This is a genomic window from Herbiconiux flava (assembly GCF_013409865.1).
GTDB classification, from domain to species: domain Bacteria; phylum Actinomycetota; class Actinomycetes; order Actinomycetales; family Microbacteriaceae; genus Herbiconiux; species Herbiconiux flava.
This window is the reverse complement of record NZ_JACCBM010000001.1, coordinates 3,606,804-3,625,173: the sequence shown is the minus strand read 5'-3', so window position 1 is coordinate 3,625,173 and position 18,370 is coordinate 3,606,804. Positions and strand designations below refer to the sequence as shown.

Sequence of the window (18,370 nt, the reverse complement as noted above, 5' to 3'; positions counted from 1 at the left end):
TACTGTGAGAGCCATGACGCAACGTGTCGACACGCTCCTGATCTTCGGCGCCAGCGGAGACCTCACCGCCCGCCTCCTGCTCCCCGGGCTCGCCCAGCTGCTCACGGCTCAGCCCGACCGCACGCTCACCCTGATCGGGGCCGGCGGCGCCGAGTGGAGCGACGAGGAGTGGCGGAAGGTCGTCACCGACTCCTTCGCCCAGGTCGACGCGAAGGGCTCCGCCGTCGAGAAGCTGCTCGCCGGCACCCGGTACGTCAAGGCCGACGTCACCGACGCCGGAGAGCTCACGAAGCTGCTCGGCATGGCGACCGGCACCCCGGCCATCTACTTCGCCCTCCCGCCCGCGGTGGCCGCGAAGGTCGTCACCACGCTGCAGGGCGTCGACATCCCCGACGGGCTCACCCTCGCGCTCGAGAAGCCCTTCGGCATGGACGTCGAGACCGCCGAAGCGCTGAACGGCGAGCTCGCGAAGCTGGTGCCCGAGAACCAGGTGCACCGGGTCGACCACTTCCTCGGCCGGTCCACGGTGTTCAACATCCTGGGGCTCCGTTTCGCCAACCGCATCTTCGAGCCGCTCTGGAACTCCGAGCACATCGCGAAGATCGACGTCGTCTACGACGAGCAGCTCGCCCTCGAGGGCCGCGCGGGCTACTACGACACCGCGGGCGCCCTGGTCGACATGATCCAGAGCCACCTGCTGCAGGTCATGGCGGTGCTCGCCATGGAACCGCCGTCGACGCTCGGGCAGGACGACCTCCGCGACGCCAAGGAGCTCGTGCTCCGGGCCACCCACGTCTGGGGCGACGACCCCGAGGAGTCCAGCCGCCGTGCGCGCTACACCGCCGGCACCATCGACGGCCGCGAGCTGCCGAGCTACGCCGACGAGAAGGGCGTCGACCCGGCGCGCGAGACCGAGACGCTCGCCGAGGTCACCCTCGAGGTGCAGACCTGGCGCTGGAAGGGCGTTCCGATCACCCTCCGCTCCGGCAAGGCCATCGGAGAGCGCCGGCGTCAGATCGTGATCACCTTCAAGCCGGCCCAGCAGGTGCCGGTCGGGCTGACGGGGGAGAGCCGTCCGACGGTGCTGCGGATCTTCCTGGCGCCCGACGCGATGTCGCTCGAGATCGACATCAACGGCCCCGGCGACCCCTACGAGCTCGAGCGCGCGAGCCTCGAGGCCACGTTCGGCGACGGGCAGCTGCTGGCCTACCGCGAGGTGCTGGCGGGCATCCTCGACGGCGACCCCACCCTCGGGGTGCGGGGTGACTCCGCGGTCGAGGGCTGGCGCATCCTGGCGCCGGTCATCGCGGCGTGGAAGAGCGACGCGGTGCCGCTCGACGAGTACCCCGCGGGCAGCGAGGGCCCGAGCAGCTGGGCGCCGCTGGGCTGAGGCGGGTCAGACCGCTACGCCGTCGTGCGCGCTCCGGCGGTCAGCCGCTTCGCCGCCGCAGCCGCCTCGACCTCGGCGTGGTGCGCCACGAGGGCGCGCAGGGCGTCGTCGTCGCGCGGGTCGAGCGTCGGAGCATCCTGAACCGCACCCACCGACGCGACCATGCCGGCGAGCCGACGGTCGACCTCGACGCGATCGACGGGCGCGAGCGCCGGCCGCACCGGCTGTGCGATACGAGCGCGGGGGGTGAACACGGGAGCGGCGACGGGTGCCGGGGCGGCGACCGCGGTCGTGGTCTTGACCGAGATGCCGTGCTCGGCGAGCGTCGCGACGATGTCGCGGGCGACCGAGCGGGCGAGCGCGGTGTGGAAGATGTCGTCGGTGTCGGACGAGCTGCGGCGCGTGATCGCGAACGATCCCAGCGGGCCGAAGTTCTCCATCAGGGTCTGGTTGACGAGCTCGTAGAGGCGTTCCTGACTCACAACACTCTCGCGCTGAGCCTTCGCGCGACGCCTCCAGCCGATCATCGCAACTCCCTTCGCGCCACCCTTGTGTGAACAGTGTGCGGGCTGGGCATCCGAGGTGCCATTCGACACGCCGCACGCAGGGCGCCGATGCCCTGATTAGGCTGGAATTCATGGCCATCGAACGAACCTGGACCGCCTTCGCCGTCGCGACCGTCTCCGCCCTCGTCGCGGCGCTCGTCGTGACGGCCCTCGTCGCGCTGATCGTGCGCGCCGCCGGTCGCCGCCGGAGGTGGCCGAACGCGCTGGTGCGCCGGGCGCGCATCCCGTTCCGCATCTTCCTGCTCGTGGTGCTGCTCTGGATCGGCGTCGACCTCACCATCCCGGTCGGCGACTACCAGCCGGTGGTCGACCAGCTCTTCCTGATCGCCACGATCGCCCTCGGCGCCTGGCTCGTCTGCATGCTCGCGATGTTCCTCGAGGACGTCGCACTCGCCCGCTACACGATCGACCGGCCCGACAACCGCATCGCGCGGCGGCTGCGCACGCAGGTGCTGATCCTCCGCCGGCTCGGTATGGCGGTGGTGATCGTGCTCGCGATCGGCGCCATCCTGCTCACCTTCCCGGGCGCGCAGGCCGTGGGCACGAGCGTGCTCGCCTCAGCCGGGCTGGTCTCGATCATCGCGGGCCTCGCCGCGCAGTCGACGCTGTCGAACGTGTTCGCGGGCATGCAGATCGCCTTCAGCGACGCGGTGCGGGTCGACGACGTCGTGATCGTCGAAGAGGAGTGGGGCCGCATCGAGGAGATCACGTTGACCTACGTGGTCGTGCACCTCTGGGACGACCGGCGCCTCGTGCTGCCGAGCACCTACTTCACCTCGCAGCCCTTCCAGAACTGGACCAGGCGCACCTCCGAGCTCCTCGGCGCCGTCGAGTTCGACCTCGACTGGCGGGTCACGCCGCACGAGATGCGGGAGGAGCTCGACCGCATCCTCGCGCGCACCGACCTCTGGGACAAGCGGGTCTCGGTGCTCCAGGTGACGGATGCGGTGGGCGGCTACGTGCGCATCCGCATCCTCGTGACGGCCGTCGATGCGCCCACGCTGTTCGACCTGCGCTGCTTCGTGCGCGAGGAGATGATCGTGTGGCTGCACCGGGAGAGCCCGCAGTCGCTGCCGAAGAGCCGCGTGCGGATGGTCGACGAGGAGCCCGACATCAGCCGCAGGCCGGCCCCGGGCGCGAAGCGCGGCCAGGAGGCGTCAGGCCTCTTCCACGGAGATGTGGGCGCCGAGGGCCGGGCGAGCCTGTTCACCGGGCCCATCCAGACCGCCCACGTCGACCCCGACGAGCGGTAGACCTGCCCCGACGAGCCGGCTTCAGGATGCGCTGGGCGGCGTCATCGGCTTGCGCGGCGTCTTGGGTGCCATGGGTGCGTCGGGGGCATCCGGTGTCTCGTAGGGGCGGGTCTGCGTGAGGTCGTCGTCGCCCGGAGCAGGAGCCTCGGCCGTGGTGTCGGCCGAAGCCGGTGTCGCGGCCGGAGCCTCCGGCCCGCCGATCCGCGACACCGGCCACGTGAACCGCGGCGACTCCCCGTTCTTCGCCAGATACACCTGCGCCGCCCGGGTGCCGAACCAGAGGAACCGCACCAGCAGCACGATCAGCGCCAGCACGAGCAGGAACGCGATCGCCCCCGCGACCAGCGAGAACACGCTGCCGATCACGTGCAGCAGAACCGTGAGCACGCCCCCGCCCGGCCCGTAGGTCATCTCAGCGGCCCTCGAGCTCTCGGGCGTCCTCGTCGCTCTGCAGCACGCTGCCGACCGCGAGGGCGAGGGTGATGCCCCAGCTCAGCCACATCAGGATCAGCCGCCAGTCGCGCGGCCCCTTGCGGGTGGTCTGGATCACCGAGAAGCCACCGATGATCGAACTGATGATGCTGCTGTTCAGGATGAATTTGCGCACGGTCTCCCCGTTCTCGGACGTCGTGCTGCCTACGCTACCCCGGGCCGCCCCGAGGTGCCTCTGGTACGGTGGCCGAAGGAGATCCGGCCCGGATCCGTGCGGATCCGCTCGCCTCCCGGACTCGCTGAACGGACACATGCCTTCCTCGACAGAAACCTCCGCCGAAAGCCCCGCCGGCTTCCCCTTCGTCGTAGTCTCGAACCGGCTGCCGGTCGACCGGCAGGTGCACGCCGACGGCACCCTCTCGTTCCGCACCTCGCCGGGCGGCCTCGTCACGGCGCTCGAACCGGTGATGCGCGAGGCCGACGGGGCCTGGATCGGCTGGACCGGCTCGGCCGACGACGAGACCGAGCCCTTCGAGCACGACGGCATCCACCTCATCCCGGTCACGCTCACCGCCGACGACGTCGAGCTCTACTACGAGGGCTTCTCGAACGACACGCTCTGGCCGCTCTACCACGACGTCATCGCGCCCCCGGCCTACCACCGCGAGTGGTGGGAGAGCTACGTCACCGTCAACCAGCGCTTCGCCGACCGCGCGGCCGCCGTCACCTCCGAGGGCGGCACCGTCTGGGTGCAGGACTACCAGCTGCAGCTGGTGCCGAAGATGCTCCGCGAGCAGCGGCCCGACCTCACGATCGGCTTCTTCAACCACATTCCGTTCCCGGCATACGGGATCTACTCGCAGCTGCCCTGGCGCACCCAGATCATCGAGGGTCTGCTCGGCGCCGACGTCATCGGCTTCCAGCGCACCGCGGATGCCGGCAACTTCACGAGGGCCGTGCGACGCCTGCTCGGGCACCAGACCAAGGGCACCGTCATCGACGTGCCGGTCGAGGCCGAGGCCGAGGTGAAGAGCGCGAAGCACCGGATCTCCCGGGTGCGCGACGACAAGCTCGTGCGCACCGTCGTGGCGAAGGCCTTCCCGATCTCGATCGACGCCGCTCGCTACGAGGAGCTCGCCCGCCGCCCCGACATCCAGGAGCGTGCACGCGAGATCCGCGAGGGTCTCGGCAATCCGAAGGTCGTGATGCTCGGCGTCGACCGCCTCGACTACACCAAAGGCATCGGCCACCGCCTGAAAGCGTTCGGCGAGCTCCTGGCCGACGGCACCGTCGAGGTCGAGGACGTCACTCTCGTGCAGGTCGCGAGCCCGAGCCGCGAGCGGGTGACCGCGTACCAGAACCTCCGCGACGAGATCGAGCTCACGGTCGGCCGCATCAACGGCGACTTCGGCACCATCAGCCACACGGCCATCAGCTACCTGCACCACGGCTACCCGCGGGAGGAGATGGTGGCCCTCTACCTCGCCGCCGACGTGATGCTCGTCACCGCGCTCCGCGACGGCATGAACCTCGTCGCCAAGGAGTACGTCGCCTCCCGCTTCGACAACGACGGCGTGCTCGTGCTGAGCGAGTTCGCCGGCGCGAGCGACGAGCTGCGCACCGCCCTCCGGGTCAATCCGCACGACATCGAAGGCCTCAAGGAGGCCATTCTCAAGGCGATCGCCATGCCCAAGGCCGAGCGGGCGAGACGGATGCGCGCCATGCGCAAGCGCGTGCAGGAGAACGACGTGGCGCGGTGGTCGTCGTCGTTCCTCGCCACGCTCACCACGCCCTCCGACGGTCTGGCGCTGCCGAAGGCGAACAAGGCGGCGGCCGCGCCGGTGGTCGATGCGGATGTCGAGGCCGAGGCCGATGTGGACGTCGACGAGGTCGGCGAGTGACCGGCGCACCCACGGCCGAGGCCCTGCAGCGCCTGGCCGCGACCCCCGTGCTCCTGATCGCCCTCGACTTCGACGGCACCCTCGCCCCCATCGTCGACGTGCCGGCGGATGCGCGAGCCCTCCCCGAGGCTCGCGACGCCGTGCTGGCGCTGCTCGACCTCCCCGCCACCCACGTCGCCTACGTCTCGGGCCGCGCGATGGAGAGCCTCGCCGCGGTCAGCGACCTTCCTGACCACGCCCTGCTCGCCGGATCGCACGGCGTCGAGGTGCGCACGGAGGGTCGGGTGACGCTCGACCTGAGCGACGCCGAGCAGGCCGAGCGCGACCGCCTCGAGCCCTTGCTCGCGGGCATCGCCGGGCCGCTCGACGGGGTCTGGATCGAGGAGAAGCCGGCCGGATTCGCCATGCACACGCGGCTCGCCGACGCCGACGCGACTGCAGCGGCGGAGGAGCAGGCGCTCGCCGCGGCCGATGCCGAGGAGCGGGGCATCACGGTGCGCCGCGGCCAGGACGTCCTCGAGTTCTCGGTGCGCGGCACCACGAAGGGCGACGCGATCGACCGGCTGCGCGAGCAGACCGGCGCCACGGCCGTGCTGTTCGCCGGCGACGACGTCACCGACGAGGACGGCTTCGGGGCGCTCGGCGGTGACGACCTGGGCGTGAAGGTGGGCCCGGGGGAGACCCGCGCGGGCTGTCGCGTGGCCGGTCCGGCCGAGATGGCGGCGGTTCTCGCCGAGCTGGGGCAGCTCCGGCGCGGACGGGTCTGACCACTCCTGCACAATCGGCTGGGGACGCCGATTCGTCACCCACACGGCACCGGGTGCATGAGCATCCGTTCGGCGGTTCTAAACTACGTAACATGCCCGAAATAGACATGAAGCCTCGCAGCCGCACCGTCACCGATGGGATCGAAGCCCTCACCTCGCGCGGCATGCTGCGCGGCGTCGGCATGGGCGACGGCGACTGGGAGAAGCCCCAGATCGGCATCGCGAGCTCGTGGAACGAGATCACGCCCTGCAACCTCTCGCTCGAGCGTCTCGCCCGCGCCTCGAAGGAGGGTGTGCACGCCGGCGGCGGGTACCCCCTGCAGTTCGGCACCATCTCGGTCAGCGACGGCATCTCGATGGGGCACGAGGGGATGCACTTCTCCCTCGTCTCCCGCGAGGTCATCGCCGACTCGGTCGAGACCGTCATGATGGCCGAGCGCCTCGACGGCTCGGTGCTGCTCGCGGGCTGCGACAAGTCGCTGCCGGGCATGCTGATGGCGGCCGCGCGACTCGACCTCGCCTCCGTCTTCCTCTACGCCGGATCGATCGCACCCGGCTGGGTGAAGCTCTCCGACGGCACCGAGAAGGACATCACGATCATCGACTCCTTCGAGGCCGTCGGCGCCGTGCGCGCCGGCCGCATGTCGATGGAGGACGCGCACCGCATCGAGTGCGCCTTCGCGCCCGGCGAGGGCTCGTGCGGCGGTATGTACACCGCCAACACCATGGCGAGCGCGGCCGAGGCGATGGGCATGAGCCTGCCCGGCTCCGCCTCGCCGGCCGCCGCCGACCGCCGCCGCGACTACTTCGCGCACCGCTCGGGCGAGGCCGTCGTGAACATGCTGCGCCTCGGCCTCACCGCCCGCGACGTCATCACCAAGAAGTCGCTCGAGAACGCGATCGCCGTGGGCATGGCCTTCGGCGGCTCGACCAACCTCGTGCTGCACCTCCTGGCCATCGCCGCCGAGGCCGAGGTCGACCTCACGCTGGCCGACTTCAACCGCGTGGGCGACAAGGTGCCGCACATCGGCGACCTCAAGCCCTTCGGCCGCTTCGTGATGAACGACGTCGACCGCCACGGCGGCGTGCCGGCCGTGATGAAGGCGCTGCTCGACGAGGGCCTGCTGCACGGCGACGCGATGACCGTCACCGGCAAGACCATCGAGGAGAACCTCGCCGAGATGGACATCGCGCCGCTCGACGGCGAGGTGCTCCGCCCCCTGTCGAACCCCATCCACAAGTCGGGCGGCCTCACCGTGCTGCAGGGCTCGTTCGCCCCCGACGGCGCCGTGGTGAAGTCGGCGGGCTTCGACGCCGACGTCTTCGAGGGCCCGGCCCGCGTGTTCGAGCGCGAGCGCGCGGCGATGGACGCGCTGACCGAGGGCCGCATCAACGCCGGCGACGTGGTGGTCATCCGCTACGAGGGCCCGAAGGGCGGCCCTGGCATGCGCGAGATGCTGGCCATCACCGCGGCCATCAAGGGCGCGGGGCTCGGCAAAGATGTACTACTCTTGACAGACGGACGATTCTCAGGCGGCACAACCGGCCTGTGCATCGGCCACATAGCACCCGAAGCGGTCGACGCAGGTCCGATCGCCTTCGTGCGCGATGGTGATCTAATACGGGTCGATATCGCCGCTCGCTCGCTCGACCTACTTGTCGAGCCAGATGAGCTTGCAGCCCGCCGAGACGGCTGGGCTCCACTTCCTCCGCGCTATACCCGTGGCGTTCTCGCGAAGTACTCCAAGCTCGTGCACTCCGCTGCGGAGGGCGCGATCACGGGGTGACCCGCGCATCCATCTACCGTGCACTCTGACTGAGGAAACCACCATGTCCACGGACGCCTTCCCCGTGCCAACCAAGAAGTCACCGCCCAGCGCGGAGTCCTCGCCCGAGATCCTCACCGGATCGGGGGCGGTCCTCCGCACGCTCGAGCACCTCGGCGTCAAGGACGTCTTCGGGCTCCCGGGCGGTGCGATCATCCCGTTCTACGACGAGCTGATGACGCAGGACAAGATCCGCCACATCCTCGTGCGCCACGAGCAGGGCGCCGGCCACGCGGCCGAGGGCTACGCCTCGGCCAGCGGCAAGGTCGGCGTCGCCATCGCGACCTCGGGCCCCGGCGCCACGAACCTCGTCACCGCGATCGCCGACGCCTACATGGACTCGGTTCCGCTGCTCGCGATCACCGGCCAGGTGTTCTCGCACCTGATGGGCACCGACGCGTTCCAGGAGGCCGACATCGTCGGCATCACGATGCCGATCACGAAGCACTCCTTCCTCGTGAAGCGTCCGGAGGACGTTCCGGCGACCCTGGCCGCGGCCTACCAGATCGCCTCGACCGGCCGCCCGGGCCCCGTGCTCGTCGACATCACGAAGGATGCGCAGCAGAACTCGGCGCCCTTCATCTGGCCGCCCAAGATCGACCTGCCGGGCTACCGGCCGATCACGAAGGCGCACGGCAAGCAGATCCAGGCGGCGGCGCAGCTGCTCGCCGAGGCGAAGAAGCCCGTGTTCTACGTGGGCGGCGGCGTCATCCGCTCGGAGGCGTCGGCCGAGCTGCTGCAGCTCGTCGAGGCCACCGGTGCCCCGGTCGTCACCACGCTGATGGCCCGCGGCGCCTTCCCCGACTCGCACCCGCAGCACCTCGGCATGCCCGGCATGCACGGCACGGTGCCGGCGGTGCTCGCGCTCCAGGAGAGCGACCTGCTCATCTCGCTCGGCGCCCGCTTCGACGACCGGGTGACCGGCAAGGCGAGCGAGTTCGCACCGAACGCCAAGGTCGTGCACGTCGACATCGACCCCGCCGAGATCTCGAAGATCCGCATCGCCGACGTGCCGATCGTGGGCGACGCGAAAGACGTCATCACCGACCTCACCGCGGCCTACGCGGAGCTCTCGGCCTCGCCGCTCGAGCTCGAGGAGTGGTGGACCTACCTGCGCGGGCTGCAGAGCGAGTTCCCGCTCGGCTACGCCGAGCCGACCGACGGTCTGCTCGCGCCCCAGTACGTGATCAAGCGCATCGGCGAGCTCTCGGGCCCCGAGGCCATCTACGCCTCGGGCGTCGGACAGCACCAGATGTGGGCCGCGCAGTTCATCAAGTACGAGCGCCCCCACGCCTGGCTGAACTCCGGCGGCGCCGGCACCATGGGCTACTCGGTGCCCGCCGCGATGGGCGCCAAGGTCGCCGAGCCGCAGCGCACCGTCTGGGCGATCGACGGCGACGGCTGCTTCCAGATGACCAATCAGGAGCTCGCCACCTGCACGATCAACGACATCCCGATCAAGGTCGCGATCATCAACAACTCCTCGCTCGGCATGGTGCGGCAGTGGCAGACGCTGTTCTACGACGGCCGGCACTCGTTCACCGACCTGAACACCGGTCACGAGTCGCGCATGGTGCCCGATTTCGTGAAGCTGGCCGAGGCGTACGGCGCACTGGGCATCCGCGTCACCAAGCTCGAGGAGGTCGATGCGGCCATCAAGCTCGCGCTCGAGACCAACGACCGGCCCGTGGTGATCGACTTCGTCGTCTCCGCCGACGCGATGGTGTGGCCGATGGTGCCCCAGGGCGTCAGCAACAGCTTCGTGCAGTACGCCAAGGAGCACGCTCCGGAATGGGATGAGGAGTAGACCATGAGCACCCACGTCCTGAGCCTCCTCGTGGAGGACAAGCCGGGTCTCCTGACCCGCGTCGCCGGGCTCTTCGCCCGCCGCGCCTTCAACATCGAATCGCTCGCCGTCGGCCATTCCGAGATCCCGGGCCTGTCCCGCATCACGGTGGTGGTCGACGTCGAAGACCTCCCTCTCGAGCAGGTGACCAAGCAGCTGAACAAGCTGATCAACGTCATCAAGATCGTCGAGCTCGACCCGGCGCAGTCCGTGCAGCGCGAGCACCTGCTCGTCAAGGTGCGCGTCGACAACACCACGCGATCGCAGGTGCTCGAGGCCGTGAACCTCTTCCGGGCGCGGGTCGTCGACGTGTCGACGGATGCCCTCGTGATCGAGGTCACGGGCGACTCCGGCAAGACGCAGGCCTTCATCAAGGTGATCGAGCCCTACGGCATCAAGGAGATCGCCCAGTCGGGCCTCCTCGCGATCGGCCGCGGCTCGAAGAGCATCACCGAGCGCGTCTTCAAGAACTGACCATCTTCACCACTTCGCACTTCACCCAACACAAGGAGAGAAACACGTGACCGAGATCTTCTACGACCAGGATGCCGACCTGTCCCTGATCCAGGGCAAGAAGGTGGCCGTCGTCGGCTACGGCTCGCAGGGCCACGCCCACGCCCTCAACCTGCGCGACTCGGGCGTCGAGGTCGTCGTGGCGCTCAAGGAGGGGTCGAAGTCGACCCCCAAGGCCGAGGAGGCCGGCTTCAAGGTCGTCTCGGTCGCCGAGGCCACCTCGTGGGCCGACGTCATCGTCATCCTCGCGCCCGACCAGCACCAGCGCGGCATCTACGCCCAGGACATCCAGCCGAACCTCGCCGACGGCAAGACCCTCGTCTTCGGCCACGGCTTCAACATCCGCTTCGGCTACATCGAGGCGCCCGAGGGCGTCGACGTGATCATGGTCGCCCCGAAGGGCCCGGGTCACACCGTGCGCCGCGAGTACGAGGCCGGCCGCGGCGTGCCCGTCATCGTCGCCGTCGAGAAGGACGCGACCGGCTCGGCGTGGGACCTCGCCTGGAGCTACGCCAAGGGCATCGGCGGCCTCCGCGCCGGCGGCATCAAGACCACCTTCACCGAGGAGACCGAGACCGACCTGTTCGGCGAGCAGGCCGTTCTCTGCGGCGGTGTCTCGCAGCTCGTGCAGTACGGCTTCGAGACCCTGACCGAGGCCGGCTACCAGCCGCAGATCGCCTACTTCGAGGTGCTGCACGAGCTGAAGCTCATCGTCGACCTGATGTGGGAGGGCGGCATCGCCAAGCAGCGCTGGTCGGTCTCCGACACGGCCGAGTACGGCGACTACGTCTCGGGCCCGCGCGTCATCGACCCGCACGTGAAGGAGAACATGCAGGCCGTGCTCGCCGACATCCAGTCGGGCGCGTTCGCCAAGCGCTTCATCGACGACCAGGACGCCGGGGCTCCCGAGTTCCTCGCGCTCCGCGAGAAGGGTGCCGCGCACCCCATCGAGGCCACGGGCAAGGAGCTGCGCGCGCTCTTCGCGTGGAAGCAGCAGGACGCCGACTACACGGATGGCAGCGCTGCGCGCTGACCCGTCCCACCCCTGAGGGCCCTGGAGCATCGCTCCGGGGCCCTCTCCCGTTCGGCCGCTGATCGAACCGCCGCGAATCGTCCTCTCGCGCCCCTGAGAGGGCGATCTGTGACGACTCGAGGGGAGCTAGGCGGCCGGGAGGGGCGCGGGGGAGCGGAGGACGAGGCGGGGGCGCACGAGGCGGTGGCGCGGGTCTGAGGTGGGCCCCGTGTCGGGGCGGCCGCGGTGGGCGCCCGTGAGGAGCTCGAGGACGCCGGAGGCGACCTCGTCGAGCGGTTGCTCGACGCTCGAGAGCCCGAGTGCCTGGGCGACGGGGGTGTCGTCGTAGCCGATCACGGGGATCGAGCCGGCCGAGGCGATCAGGGCGCCGAGCGCGAGGGAGTCCGAGGCGCAGACGACGGCGTCGACGGGGGCCACTCCGGGCCGGCCCGCCAGGAGGGCGCGGAGTGCCGCGCCGCCGGGGGTGACGCCGTCGGGGGTCGCGATCGCCAGGGGGGTCAGCTGCGCATCCGTGAGCCCGCTGGAGGCGGTCATCGCGTCGTGCCAGCCGCGGCGGCGGTCGTCACCGGTGCCGGAGGGGCTGGGCCAGCCGATGTAGCCGATGCGGCGCTTGCCCTGGGCGAGCAGCGCGGTGGTGGCCTCGTGCAGGCCCCACCAGCCGTCGACGTCGACCCAGAGGTGGGCGGGGTCGTTCATGTCGTCGATGCCCCAGGGGCGTCCGAAGGTGACGAAGCTCTGCTCGTTGGCGATCAGCCACTCGGTGCGCGGGTCGCCGTGGAAGGTGCTCGTGAGCACGAAGGCGTCGACGTCGGCGCCGTCGCGGAGGCGGGCGAACTGGCGGATCTCGTCGTCGGGATCGGTGGCCGTGAAGAGCATGACGCGCAGGCCCTGCGCGGCGGCCTGCTCGGTGAGGGCGTGCAGGAAGCGATCGAGCACGCTGCCCGAGATGCCGTCGGTCATCGGGTCGATGCGGATGCCGATGGTCGAGCTCTTGCGGGTGCGCAAGCGCCGGGCCGACTCGTGCGGGCGGTAGCCGAGCTCAGCGATGGCGGTGGTGACGCGGTCGCGGGTGTCGGGGCGCACGATGCCGGGGGAGTTCAGCACGTTGGAGACGGTCTGGCGGGAGACGCCGGCGACACGCGCGACGTCGTGGATGGTGGGGAGCGCGCCCATCGGTCCTCCCTCGGCCTCGAAGCTTGATCGTTCCAACGAACCTAGCACCGGTAGTTGCCGCATCCGAGGAGCCGGGTTATGGTGGTGAGCACTGGTTTGAACGATCAAATCGCATTGACGCACTCTTTGGATCGATCAAAACAACCCCCGCACACAAGGAGAACACCATGCAACGACGCAGCTCCCTCGCCGTCGCGCTCGGCCTCGCCGCCGCGACCGCACTCACCCTCTCGGCCTGCGGCTCGGGCTTCGACGACGCCGGCGAGACCGGCGCCGCCCAAGACGACAGCGCCGGCCTCACCGTGCTGATCGGCTCGAGCGGCGACGCCGAGACCCAGGCCGTCACCGACGCCGTCGCCGCGTGGTCGGAGGAGTCGGGCACCGAGGCCACCCTGAACACCGCCTCCGACCTCAATCAGCAGCTCAGCCAGGGCTTCGCGAGCGGCAAGCCGGCCGACGTCTTCTACGTCTCGACCGACGCGCTGGCCGGCTACGCGGCCAACGGCTCGCTGCACCCCTACGGCGACCAGCTCTCGAACAAGGACGACTTCTACCCGACCCTCGTCGACTCCTTCACCTACGACGGCCAGTTCTACTGCGCCCCGAAGGACTTCTCGACGCTCGCCCTGATCATCAACACCGACCTCTGGACGGCGGCGGGCCTGACCGACGCCGACGTGCCCACCACCTGGGACCAGCTGACCGCCGTGGCCCAGAAGCTCACCACCCCCGAGCACGTGGGCCTGGCGTTCTCGCCCGAGTACGCCCGCGTCGGCGCCTTCATGGCCGAGGCCGGCGGCAGCCTGCTGAACGAGGACGGCACCGAGGCGACCGTGAACAGCCCCGAGAACGTCGAGGCGCTCGAGTACGTGAAGTCCCTGTTCAGCGCCGGCGTCGCGAAGTACTCCTCCGACCTCGGCGCCGGCTGGGGCGGCGAGGCCTTCGGCAAGGGCCAGGCCGCGATGACCATCGAGGGCAACTGGATCGCCGGCGGCCTGCAGGCCGACTACCCCGACGTGAAGTACACCGTCGCCGCCCTGCCCGCCGGCCCCGGTGGCGAGGGCACCCTGCAGTTCAGCAACTGCTGGGGCATCGCCGCCGACAGCCCCAACCAGGAGGCCGCTCTCGCCCTGGTCGAGAAGCTGACGAGCACCGACCAGCAGCTCGAGTTCGCCAAGGCCTTCGGCGTGATGCCGTCGGTGCAGTCGGCCGCCGAGCAGTGGAAGACCGAGAACCCCGACAAGGCCGCGTTCCTCGACTCGGCCGACTACGCCCAGGGCGTGCCGACCCTCGAGGGCTCGGCCGACGTGATCAAGGACCTCAACTCGCAGCTCGAGTCGCTGTCCACCGGTGACCCGGCCGCGATCCTCGAGACCGCGCAGAAGAACATGGAGGCGATCGTCCAGTAGGACGATCGGCCGATGATCACGACGACGAGGTCGAGGAGGATCGAATGAGTGCATCCGTGACGGTTCCGCCCACCGCGGCGTCGCCCGGAGGGGCACCGAAGGCCGCCAAGAGGCCCTCGGGCCGCCGGGCGCCGAAGGGCATCCGCAAGTCGGAGGGCATCGCGGGCTGGCTGTTCACGGCCCCGATGCTGATCATCCTCGGCCTCTTCCTCGTCGTGCCCGTGCTGATGGCCCTCTGGGTCAGCTTCTCCGACTGGTCGGGCCGGGGGAGTCCTTTCGCGTCGAGCGTCAACTTCGTCGGGCTCGACAACTACGACGAGCTGCTCGCCGGCGGCGGGCTCGCCGAGCGCGACTTCGGCGTGGCCCTCCGCAACAACGCCTGGTACGTGCTGCTCGTGGTGCCGATCCAGACGGCGCTGTCGCTCTTCCTCGCGGTGCTCGTGAACCGGCAGGTGCTGAAGGGGCGTGGGTTCTTCCGCACGGCGTTCTACTTCCCGAGCGTCACCAGCTCGGTCGCCATCACGGTGCTCTGGCTCTTCCTCTTCGGAGCATCCGGAGCCGTCAACAAGGTGCTGTCGTGGTTCGGGGTCAACGGCCCGAACTGGTTCCAGGACCCCTCGGGCGTCGTGCACAACCTGCTCGCCACGGTCGGCATCACGCAGGGCCCGGAGTGGATGACCGGGAACACCACCCTCGGCGTCTCGTGGTGGGACTGGTGGGCCGGGCCGAGCGTGGCCATGTCTGCCTTCGTGCTGATGGCCGTCTTCACCACCTCCGGCACCTTCATGCTGCTGTTCATCGCGGCACTGCAGAACCTCGGGGGCGACGTGCAGGAGGCGGCGATGATCGACGGCGCCAACGGCTGGCAGCGCTTCTGGCGGGTCACCCTGCCGCAGCTGAGGCCGACGCTGTTCACGGTGCTGACCCTCGGGCTCATCGGCACCTGGCAGGTGTTCGACCAGATCTACACCGGCACGCAGGGCGGGCCGGGAAAGACCACGGTCACCCCCGCCTACCTCTCGTACACCTCGGCGTTCGAGAGCCAGGACTGGGGCCGCGGCGCCGCGATCGCGTTCGTGCTGTTCGTGATCATCGTGGTGCTGACGATCATCCAGCGCATCGTGCTGCGCGACCGCCCCGTGTCGAAGAGACGGATGCGGGCGTACAGCATCGCGAGCAGCCAGACCGCGAACAAGGAGGGCCGGGCATGAGCACCGCGACGAGCACCCTGAGCGGCGCCGCGCAGCCGACGCAGCCGACGGCGTCGAGCAGCGCCCGGAAGCAGCCCCGCCGCCGTCGCAGCGGCCGCTTCATCGCGAGCACCTCGGTGCTCTACGCCATCCTGGCCGTCATCGCGATCGTCTACATCTTCCCGTTCCTGATCGACGTCGCCACCTCGTTCAAGACCGACGCGGAAGCGGCGAGCGACCCGCTCTCGCTGATCCCGCAGACCTGGACGACGGCGGCCTACGAGCGGCTGTTCCTCAACTCCGACTTCCCGACCTGGTTCGCGAACTCGGCGGTCGTGACGGTGTTCGTCACCATCGGCCGCGTGTTCCTCGCCTCCCTCGCCGGGTACGCGCTGGCGCGGCTGGACTTCCGGGGCCGGAACGTGATCTTCGCCGGGCTCGTCGCGGTGATGTCGGTGCCGCTCGTGGTGCTGCTGATCCCCAAGTTCCTCGTGATCAACCAGCTCGGCATCTACGACTCCTACGCGGGCATGATCATCCCGCTGCTGGTCGACGCCGCCGGGGTGTTCATCATGAAGAACTTCTTCGAGTCGATCCCCGCGAGCGTCGAGGAGCAGGCCCGCATCGACGGCGCCGGCACCTTCCGCATCTTCTGGTCGGTGGTGCTGCCGATGGCCCGTCCGGCGCTGATCACCATCGTGATCCTGTCGTTCCAGGGCTCGTGGAACGAGCTCTCGCACTTCATCGTCTCGACCCAGTCGCCCGAGCTGACGACGCTCACCAAGGGCGTCGCCTCCCTCGCCTCCGGGCAGCTCAGCCAGGGCACGCAGTACCCGCTGAAGCTCGCGGCGGCCGCCATCATGACCGTGCCCGTCGCCGTCATGTTCTTCATCTTCCAGCGCCGCATCATGAACGCCAGCGAGGGGGCCGTCAAGGAATGACCGCCGTGCTCCCCTCCCCGTCGACCTCCCAGGAGATCCCCGCCATGTCCCACCCCCTGCAGCCCTTCCTGAACGACGCCACGGTGGTGCTCGCCGCGCCGACCCAGGCCTGGTCGGCGGCCTCGGGCGCGATGACGGAGCCGATCCATGGGGTCTACCACTCCGACACGCGGGTGCTGCGCGGGCTCGGGCTCGAGGTGGGCGGGGCGGCGCCCGAGACGGTGTCGCAGTCGTCCCACGGGTCGTCCGACACGGTCTTCACGGCGCTCGTCCGCTCGATCGACGACCGCACCGCCGACCCGCGCGTGCGTCTCGATGCTCGCCGCACGGTGACGCCCGGCGGCTTCGCCGAGGAACTGCGCCTCACCTCGGCGCTCGGCCACGAGATCGTCACCGAGGTGCGGTTGACGCTGGCGGCCGACTTCGCGCCGATGCAGATCGTCAAGGCGGGGCTCGCGGGCTCGGGGCTCGACGGGGCTCCGGATGCGCGCGCCGCCCTCGACCCGGTCACCGCCGTCGAGCGGGGCGACGCCGTGCTCCTCGCGTCCGGCACCTCGACCGCCCGGCTCGACGCCCCCGGCGCGGCGATCGCGGTGGCGGAAGGGGAGGGCACCGACCCCGCCGCCCGGGTGACCCTCACCTGGCCGCTCGTCGTACCGGCACACGGCTCGGCCACGCTCAGCTGGCGACTCGCCCTCGAGGACTCGGCGGCCGTCGTGACGGGCGCATCCGGAACCGCGGAGTGGGCAGACGCCCGCGTCGACGCCGGCGACAGCCGCCTGGCGCACTGGAACCGCCGCGCCCTCCACGACCTCGCCGCCCTGCGGATGGAGACGAGCCGGGCACCCGGCGAGCCCTTCCTCGCGGCCGGCGCCCCCTGGTTCTTCACCCTCTTCGGCCGCGACTCGCTCTGGGCCGCCCGCCTGCTGCTTCCGCTCGGCACCGAGCTCGCCGCCTCGACCCTGCGGGTGCTCGCCGGGCTGCAGGGCGAGCGCACCGTGGGGGAGACCGCCGAGCAGCCGGGCAAGATCATGCACGAGCTGCGGCCCGGCCAGCTCACCATGCCGGGGGAGGACATCACGCTGCCCCCGCTCTACTACGGCACCGTCGACGCCACCGCGCTCTGGATCGTGCTGCTCGCCGAGGCCCGCCGCTGGGGTCTCCCCGACGACGAGGTGCGGCCGCTGCTGCCGAACCTGAAGCGCGCCCTCGAATGGATGCGCGACCACGGCGACAGCGACGGCGACGGTTTCCTCGAGTACGCCGACACCACGGGGCACGGCCTCGCGAACCAGGGCTGGAAGGACTCCGGCGACTCGGTGCAGTGGCGCGACGGGCGCCTCGCCGAGGGGCCGATCGCGCTCTGCGAGGTGCAGGGCTACGCCTATCAGGCCGCCCGCGACGGCGCCGAGCTGCTCGACGCGTTCGGCGAGCCGGACGGCGACGAGTGGCGGGCCTGGGCGACGGCGCTCGCCGATCGCTTCCGGGCCTCCTTCTGGATCGAGCGCGACGGCGGCCGCTACCCGGCGATCGCGCTCGACGCGGCGAAGCGACCGGTCGACACGCTGACCAGCAACATCGGGCACCTGCTCGGCACGGGCATCCTGAACGCCGACGAGGCCGCCGACGTCGCCCGGCTGCTCGTCGACGAGCGGCTCGACTCGGGCTTCGGCCTGCGCACGATGGCGACAGACTCGGCCGGCTTCTGGCCGCTGAGCTATCACGGCGGCTCGGTCTGGGCGCACGACACCGCGATCGCGGTGCAGGGGCTCGCGCGGGAGGGGTTCCGCGCCGAGGCGGCCGAGCTCGGGCGGGGGCTGCTGCGCGCGGCCGAGTCCTTCGGCTACCGCATGCCCGAGCTGCACTCAGGAGACTCAGCGGCGGTCACCGCGGTGCCGGCGCCGTACCCCGCGGCATGCCGGCCGCAGGCCTGGTCGGCGGCGGCCGCGGTGGCGGTGGCGGTGGCGGCGACGGATGCGCGTCCCGCGCCCGACCGCACGACCCTCCTCGTGGCGCCGCTCGCCGACGCCGCCCTCGGGCACGTGACGCTCGACGGCCTGCGCGTCGCGGGCCGCGCGTTCCGCGTCGTCGCGACCCCGGACGCAGCCACCGCCACCCCGCTCGCCTGAC

16 protein-coding genes are annotated in these 18,370 nt (G+C 70.5%); 12 read left to right on the top strand and 4 right to left on the bottom strand.

What is annotated here, in order from left to right; translation table 11 throughout:
* Positions 1 to 13 precede the first annotated feature (13 nt).
* Entirely contained in the window at positions 14 to 1,390 is a 1,377-nt protein-coding gene (locus tag BJ984_RS17350) for a glucose-6-phosphate dehydrogenase (RefSeq protein WP_179549072.1), read from the top strand.
* 14 nt (positions 1,391 to 1,404) lie between these two features.
* Here BJ984_RS17350 and BJ984_RS17345 read toward each other — a convergent pair whose 3' ends face one another.
* Positions 1,405 to 1,872, bottom strand: a complete 468-nt coding sequence (locus BJ984_RS17345) for a hypothetical protein (protein ID WP_179549071.1) — start codon at positions 1,870 to 1,872, stop codon at positions 1,405 to 1,407.
* A 155-nt stretch (positions 1,873 to 2,027) separates the two neighbouring features.
* Between BJ984_RS17345 and BJ984_RS17340 the strand changes: the two genes are divergently transcribed.
* Complete coding sequence (locus BJ984_RS17340; protein WP_179549070.1) at positions 2,028 to 3,209, top strand: mechanosensitive ion channel family protein; 1,182 nt, start codon at positions 2,028 to 2,030, stop codon at positions 3,207 to 3,209.
* A gap of 21 nt (positions 3,210 to 3,230) precedes the next feature.
* On the opposite strand, the gene BJ984_RS17335 is transcribed toward BJ984_RS17340, so the two are convergent.
* Together BJ984_RS17335 and BJ984_RS17330 are read right to left on the bottom strand one after the other, a co-directional pair.
* Positions 3,231 to 3,620: a hypothetical protein gene (locus BJ984_RS17335; RefSeq protein WP_179549069.1), complete on the bottom strand. Its 390-nt coding sequence runs from the start codon at positions 3,618 to 3,620 to the stop codon at positions 3,231 to 3,233.
* Between the two features lies 1 nt (position 3,621).
* Positions 3,622 to 3,816, bottom strand: a complete 195-nt coding sequence (locus BJ984_RS17330) for a hypothetical protein (RefSeq protein WP_173184083.1) — start codon at positions 3,814 to 3,816, stop codon at positions 3,622 to 3,624.
* Between the two features lie 136 nt (positions 3,817 to 3,952).
* Here BJ984_RS17330 and otsA point away from each other — a divergent pair, with 136 nt between their 5' ends.
* From otsA to ilvC, 6 genes are all read left to right on the top strand, one after another.
* Positions 3,953 to 5,542, top strand: coding sequence for an alpha,alpha-trehalose-phosphate synthase (UDP-forming) (gene otsA / locus BJ984_RS17325; RefSeq protein ID WP_179549068.1), 1,590 nt, complete (start codon positions 3,953 to 3,955; stop codon positions 5,540 to 5,542).
* Positions 5,539 to 6,309: a trehalose-phosphatase gene (gene otsB / locus BJ984_RS17320; protein WP_179549067.1), complete on the top strand. Its 771-nt coding sequence runs from the start codon at positions 5,539 to 5,541 to the stop codon at positions 6,307 to 6,309. The genes otsA and otsB overlap by 4 nt, the downstream gene beginning before the upstream one ends.
* A 92-nt stretch (positions 6,310 to 6,401) precedes the next feature.
* A complete protein-coding gene (gene ilvD, locus BJ984_RS17315) occupies positions 6,402 to 8,096 on the top strand; it encodes a dihydroxy-acid dehydratase (RefSeq protein WP_179549066.1) in 1,695 nt (564 codons plus the stop codon).
* Positions 8,097 to 8,139: 43 nt separating this feature from the next.
* Entirely contained in the window at positions 8,140 to 9,942 is a 1,803-nt protein-coding gene (locus tag BJ984_RS17310) for an acetolactate synthase large subunit (protein ID WP_179549065.1), read from the top strand.
* A 3-nt stretch (positions 9,943 to 9,945) separates the two neighbouring features.
* Positions 9,946 to 10,455 (top strand): acetolactate synthase small subunit, encoded by a 510-nt coding sequence (gene ilvN / locus BJ984_RS17305; RefSeq protein ID WP_173184088.1) that lies wholly within the window; start codon positions 9,946 to 9,948, stop codon positions 10,453 to 10,455.
* A gap of 46 nt (positions 10,456 to 10,501) precedes the next feature.
* Positions 10,502 to 11,527 carry a ketol-acid reductoisomerase gene (ilvC, locus tag BJ984_RS17300; protein ID WP_179549064.1) on the top strand — a complete coding sequence of 342 codons (1,026 nt, stop codon included), beginning with the start codon at positions 10,502 to 10,504 and terminating at the stop codon, positions 11,525 to 11,527.
* A gap of 126 nt (positions 11,528 to 11,653) precedes the next feature.
* Here the strand turns inward: ilvC and BJ984_RS17295 are convergent, their stop codons facing one another.
* The gene (locus BJ984_RS17295) at positions 11,654 to 12,700 is read right to left on the bottom strand and encodes a LacI family DNA-binding transcriptional regulator (RefSeq protein ID WP_179549063.1); all 1,047 of its coding nucleotides are present in this window, start codon (positions 12,698 to 12,700) and stop codon (positions 11,654 to 11,656) included.
* Between the two features lie 167 nt (positions 12,701 to 12,867).
* On the opposite strand from BJ984_RS17295, the gene BJ984_RS17290 reads away from it, so the two are divergent.
* From BJ984_RS17290 to BJ984_RS17275, 4 genes are read left to right on the top strand one after another with little or no spacing between them, the layout of a single operon-like run.
* Positions 12,868 to 14,109 (top strand): sugar ABC transporter substrate-binding protein, encoded by a 1,242-nt coding sequence (locus tag BJ984_RS17290; protein WP_179549062.1) that lies wholly within the window; start codon positions 12,868 to 12,870, stop codon positions 14,107 to 14,109.
* A gap of 44 nt (positions 14,110 to 14,153) precedes the next feature.
* The gene (locus tag BJ984_RS17285; RefSeq protein WP_179549061.1) at positions 14,154 to 15,320 is read left to right on the top strand and encodes a carbohydrate ABC transporter permease; all 1,167 of its coding nucleotides are present in this window, start codon (positions 14,154 to 14,156) and stop codon (positions 15,318 to 15,320) included.
* Positions 15,317 to 16,240 carry a carbohydrate ABC transporter permease gene (locus BJ984_RS17280; protein WP_179549060.1) on the top strand — a complete coding sequence of 308 codons (924 nt, stop codon included), beginning with the start codon at positions 15,317 to 15,319 and terminating at the stop codon, positions 16,238 to 16,240. The genes BJ984_RS17285 and BJ984_RS17280 overlap by 4 nt, the downstream gene beginning before the upstream one ends.
* A complete protein-coding gene (locus BJ984_RS17275) occupies positions 16,237 to 18,369 on the top strand; it encodes a glycogen debranching N-terminal domain-containing protein (RefSeq protein ID WP_246306485.1) in 2,133 nt (710 codons plus the stop codon). The genes BJ984_RS17280 and BJ984_RS17275 overlap by 4 nt, the downstream gene beginning before the upstream one ends.
* The last annotated feature ends 1 nt before the right edge of the window (position 18,370 follow it).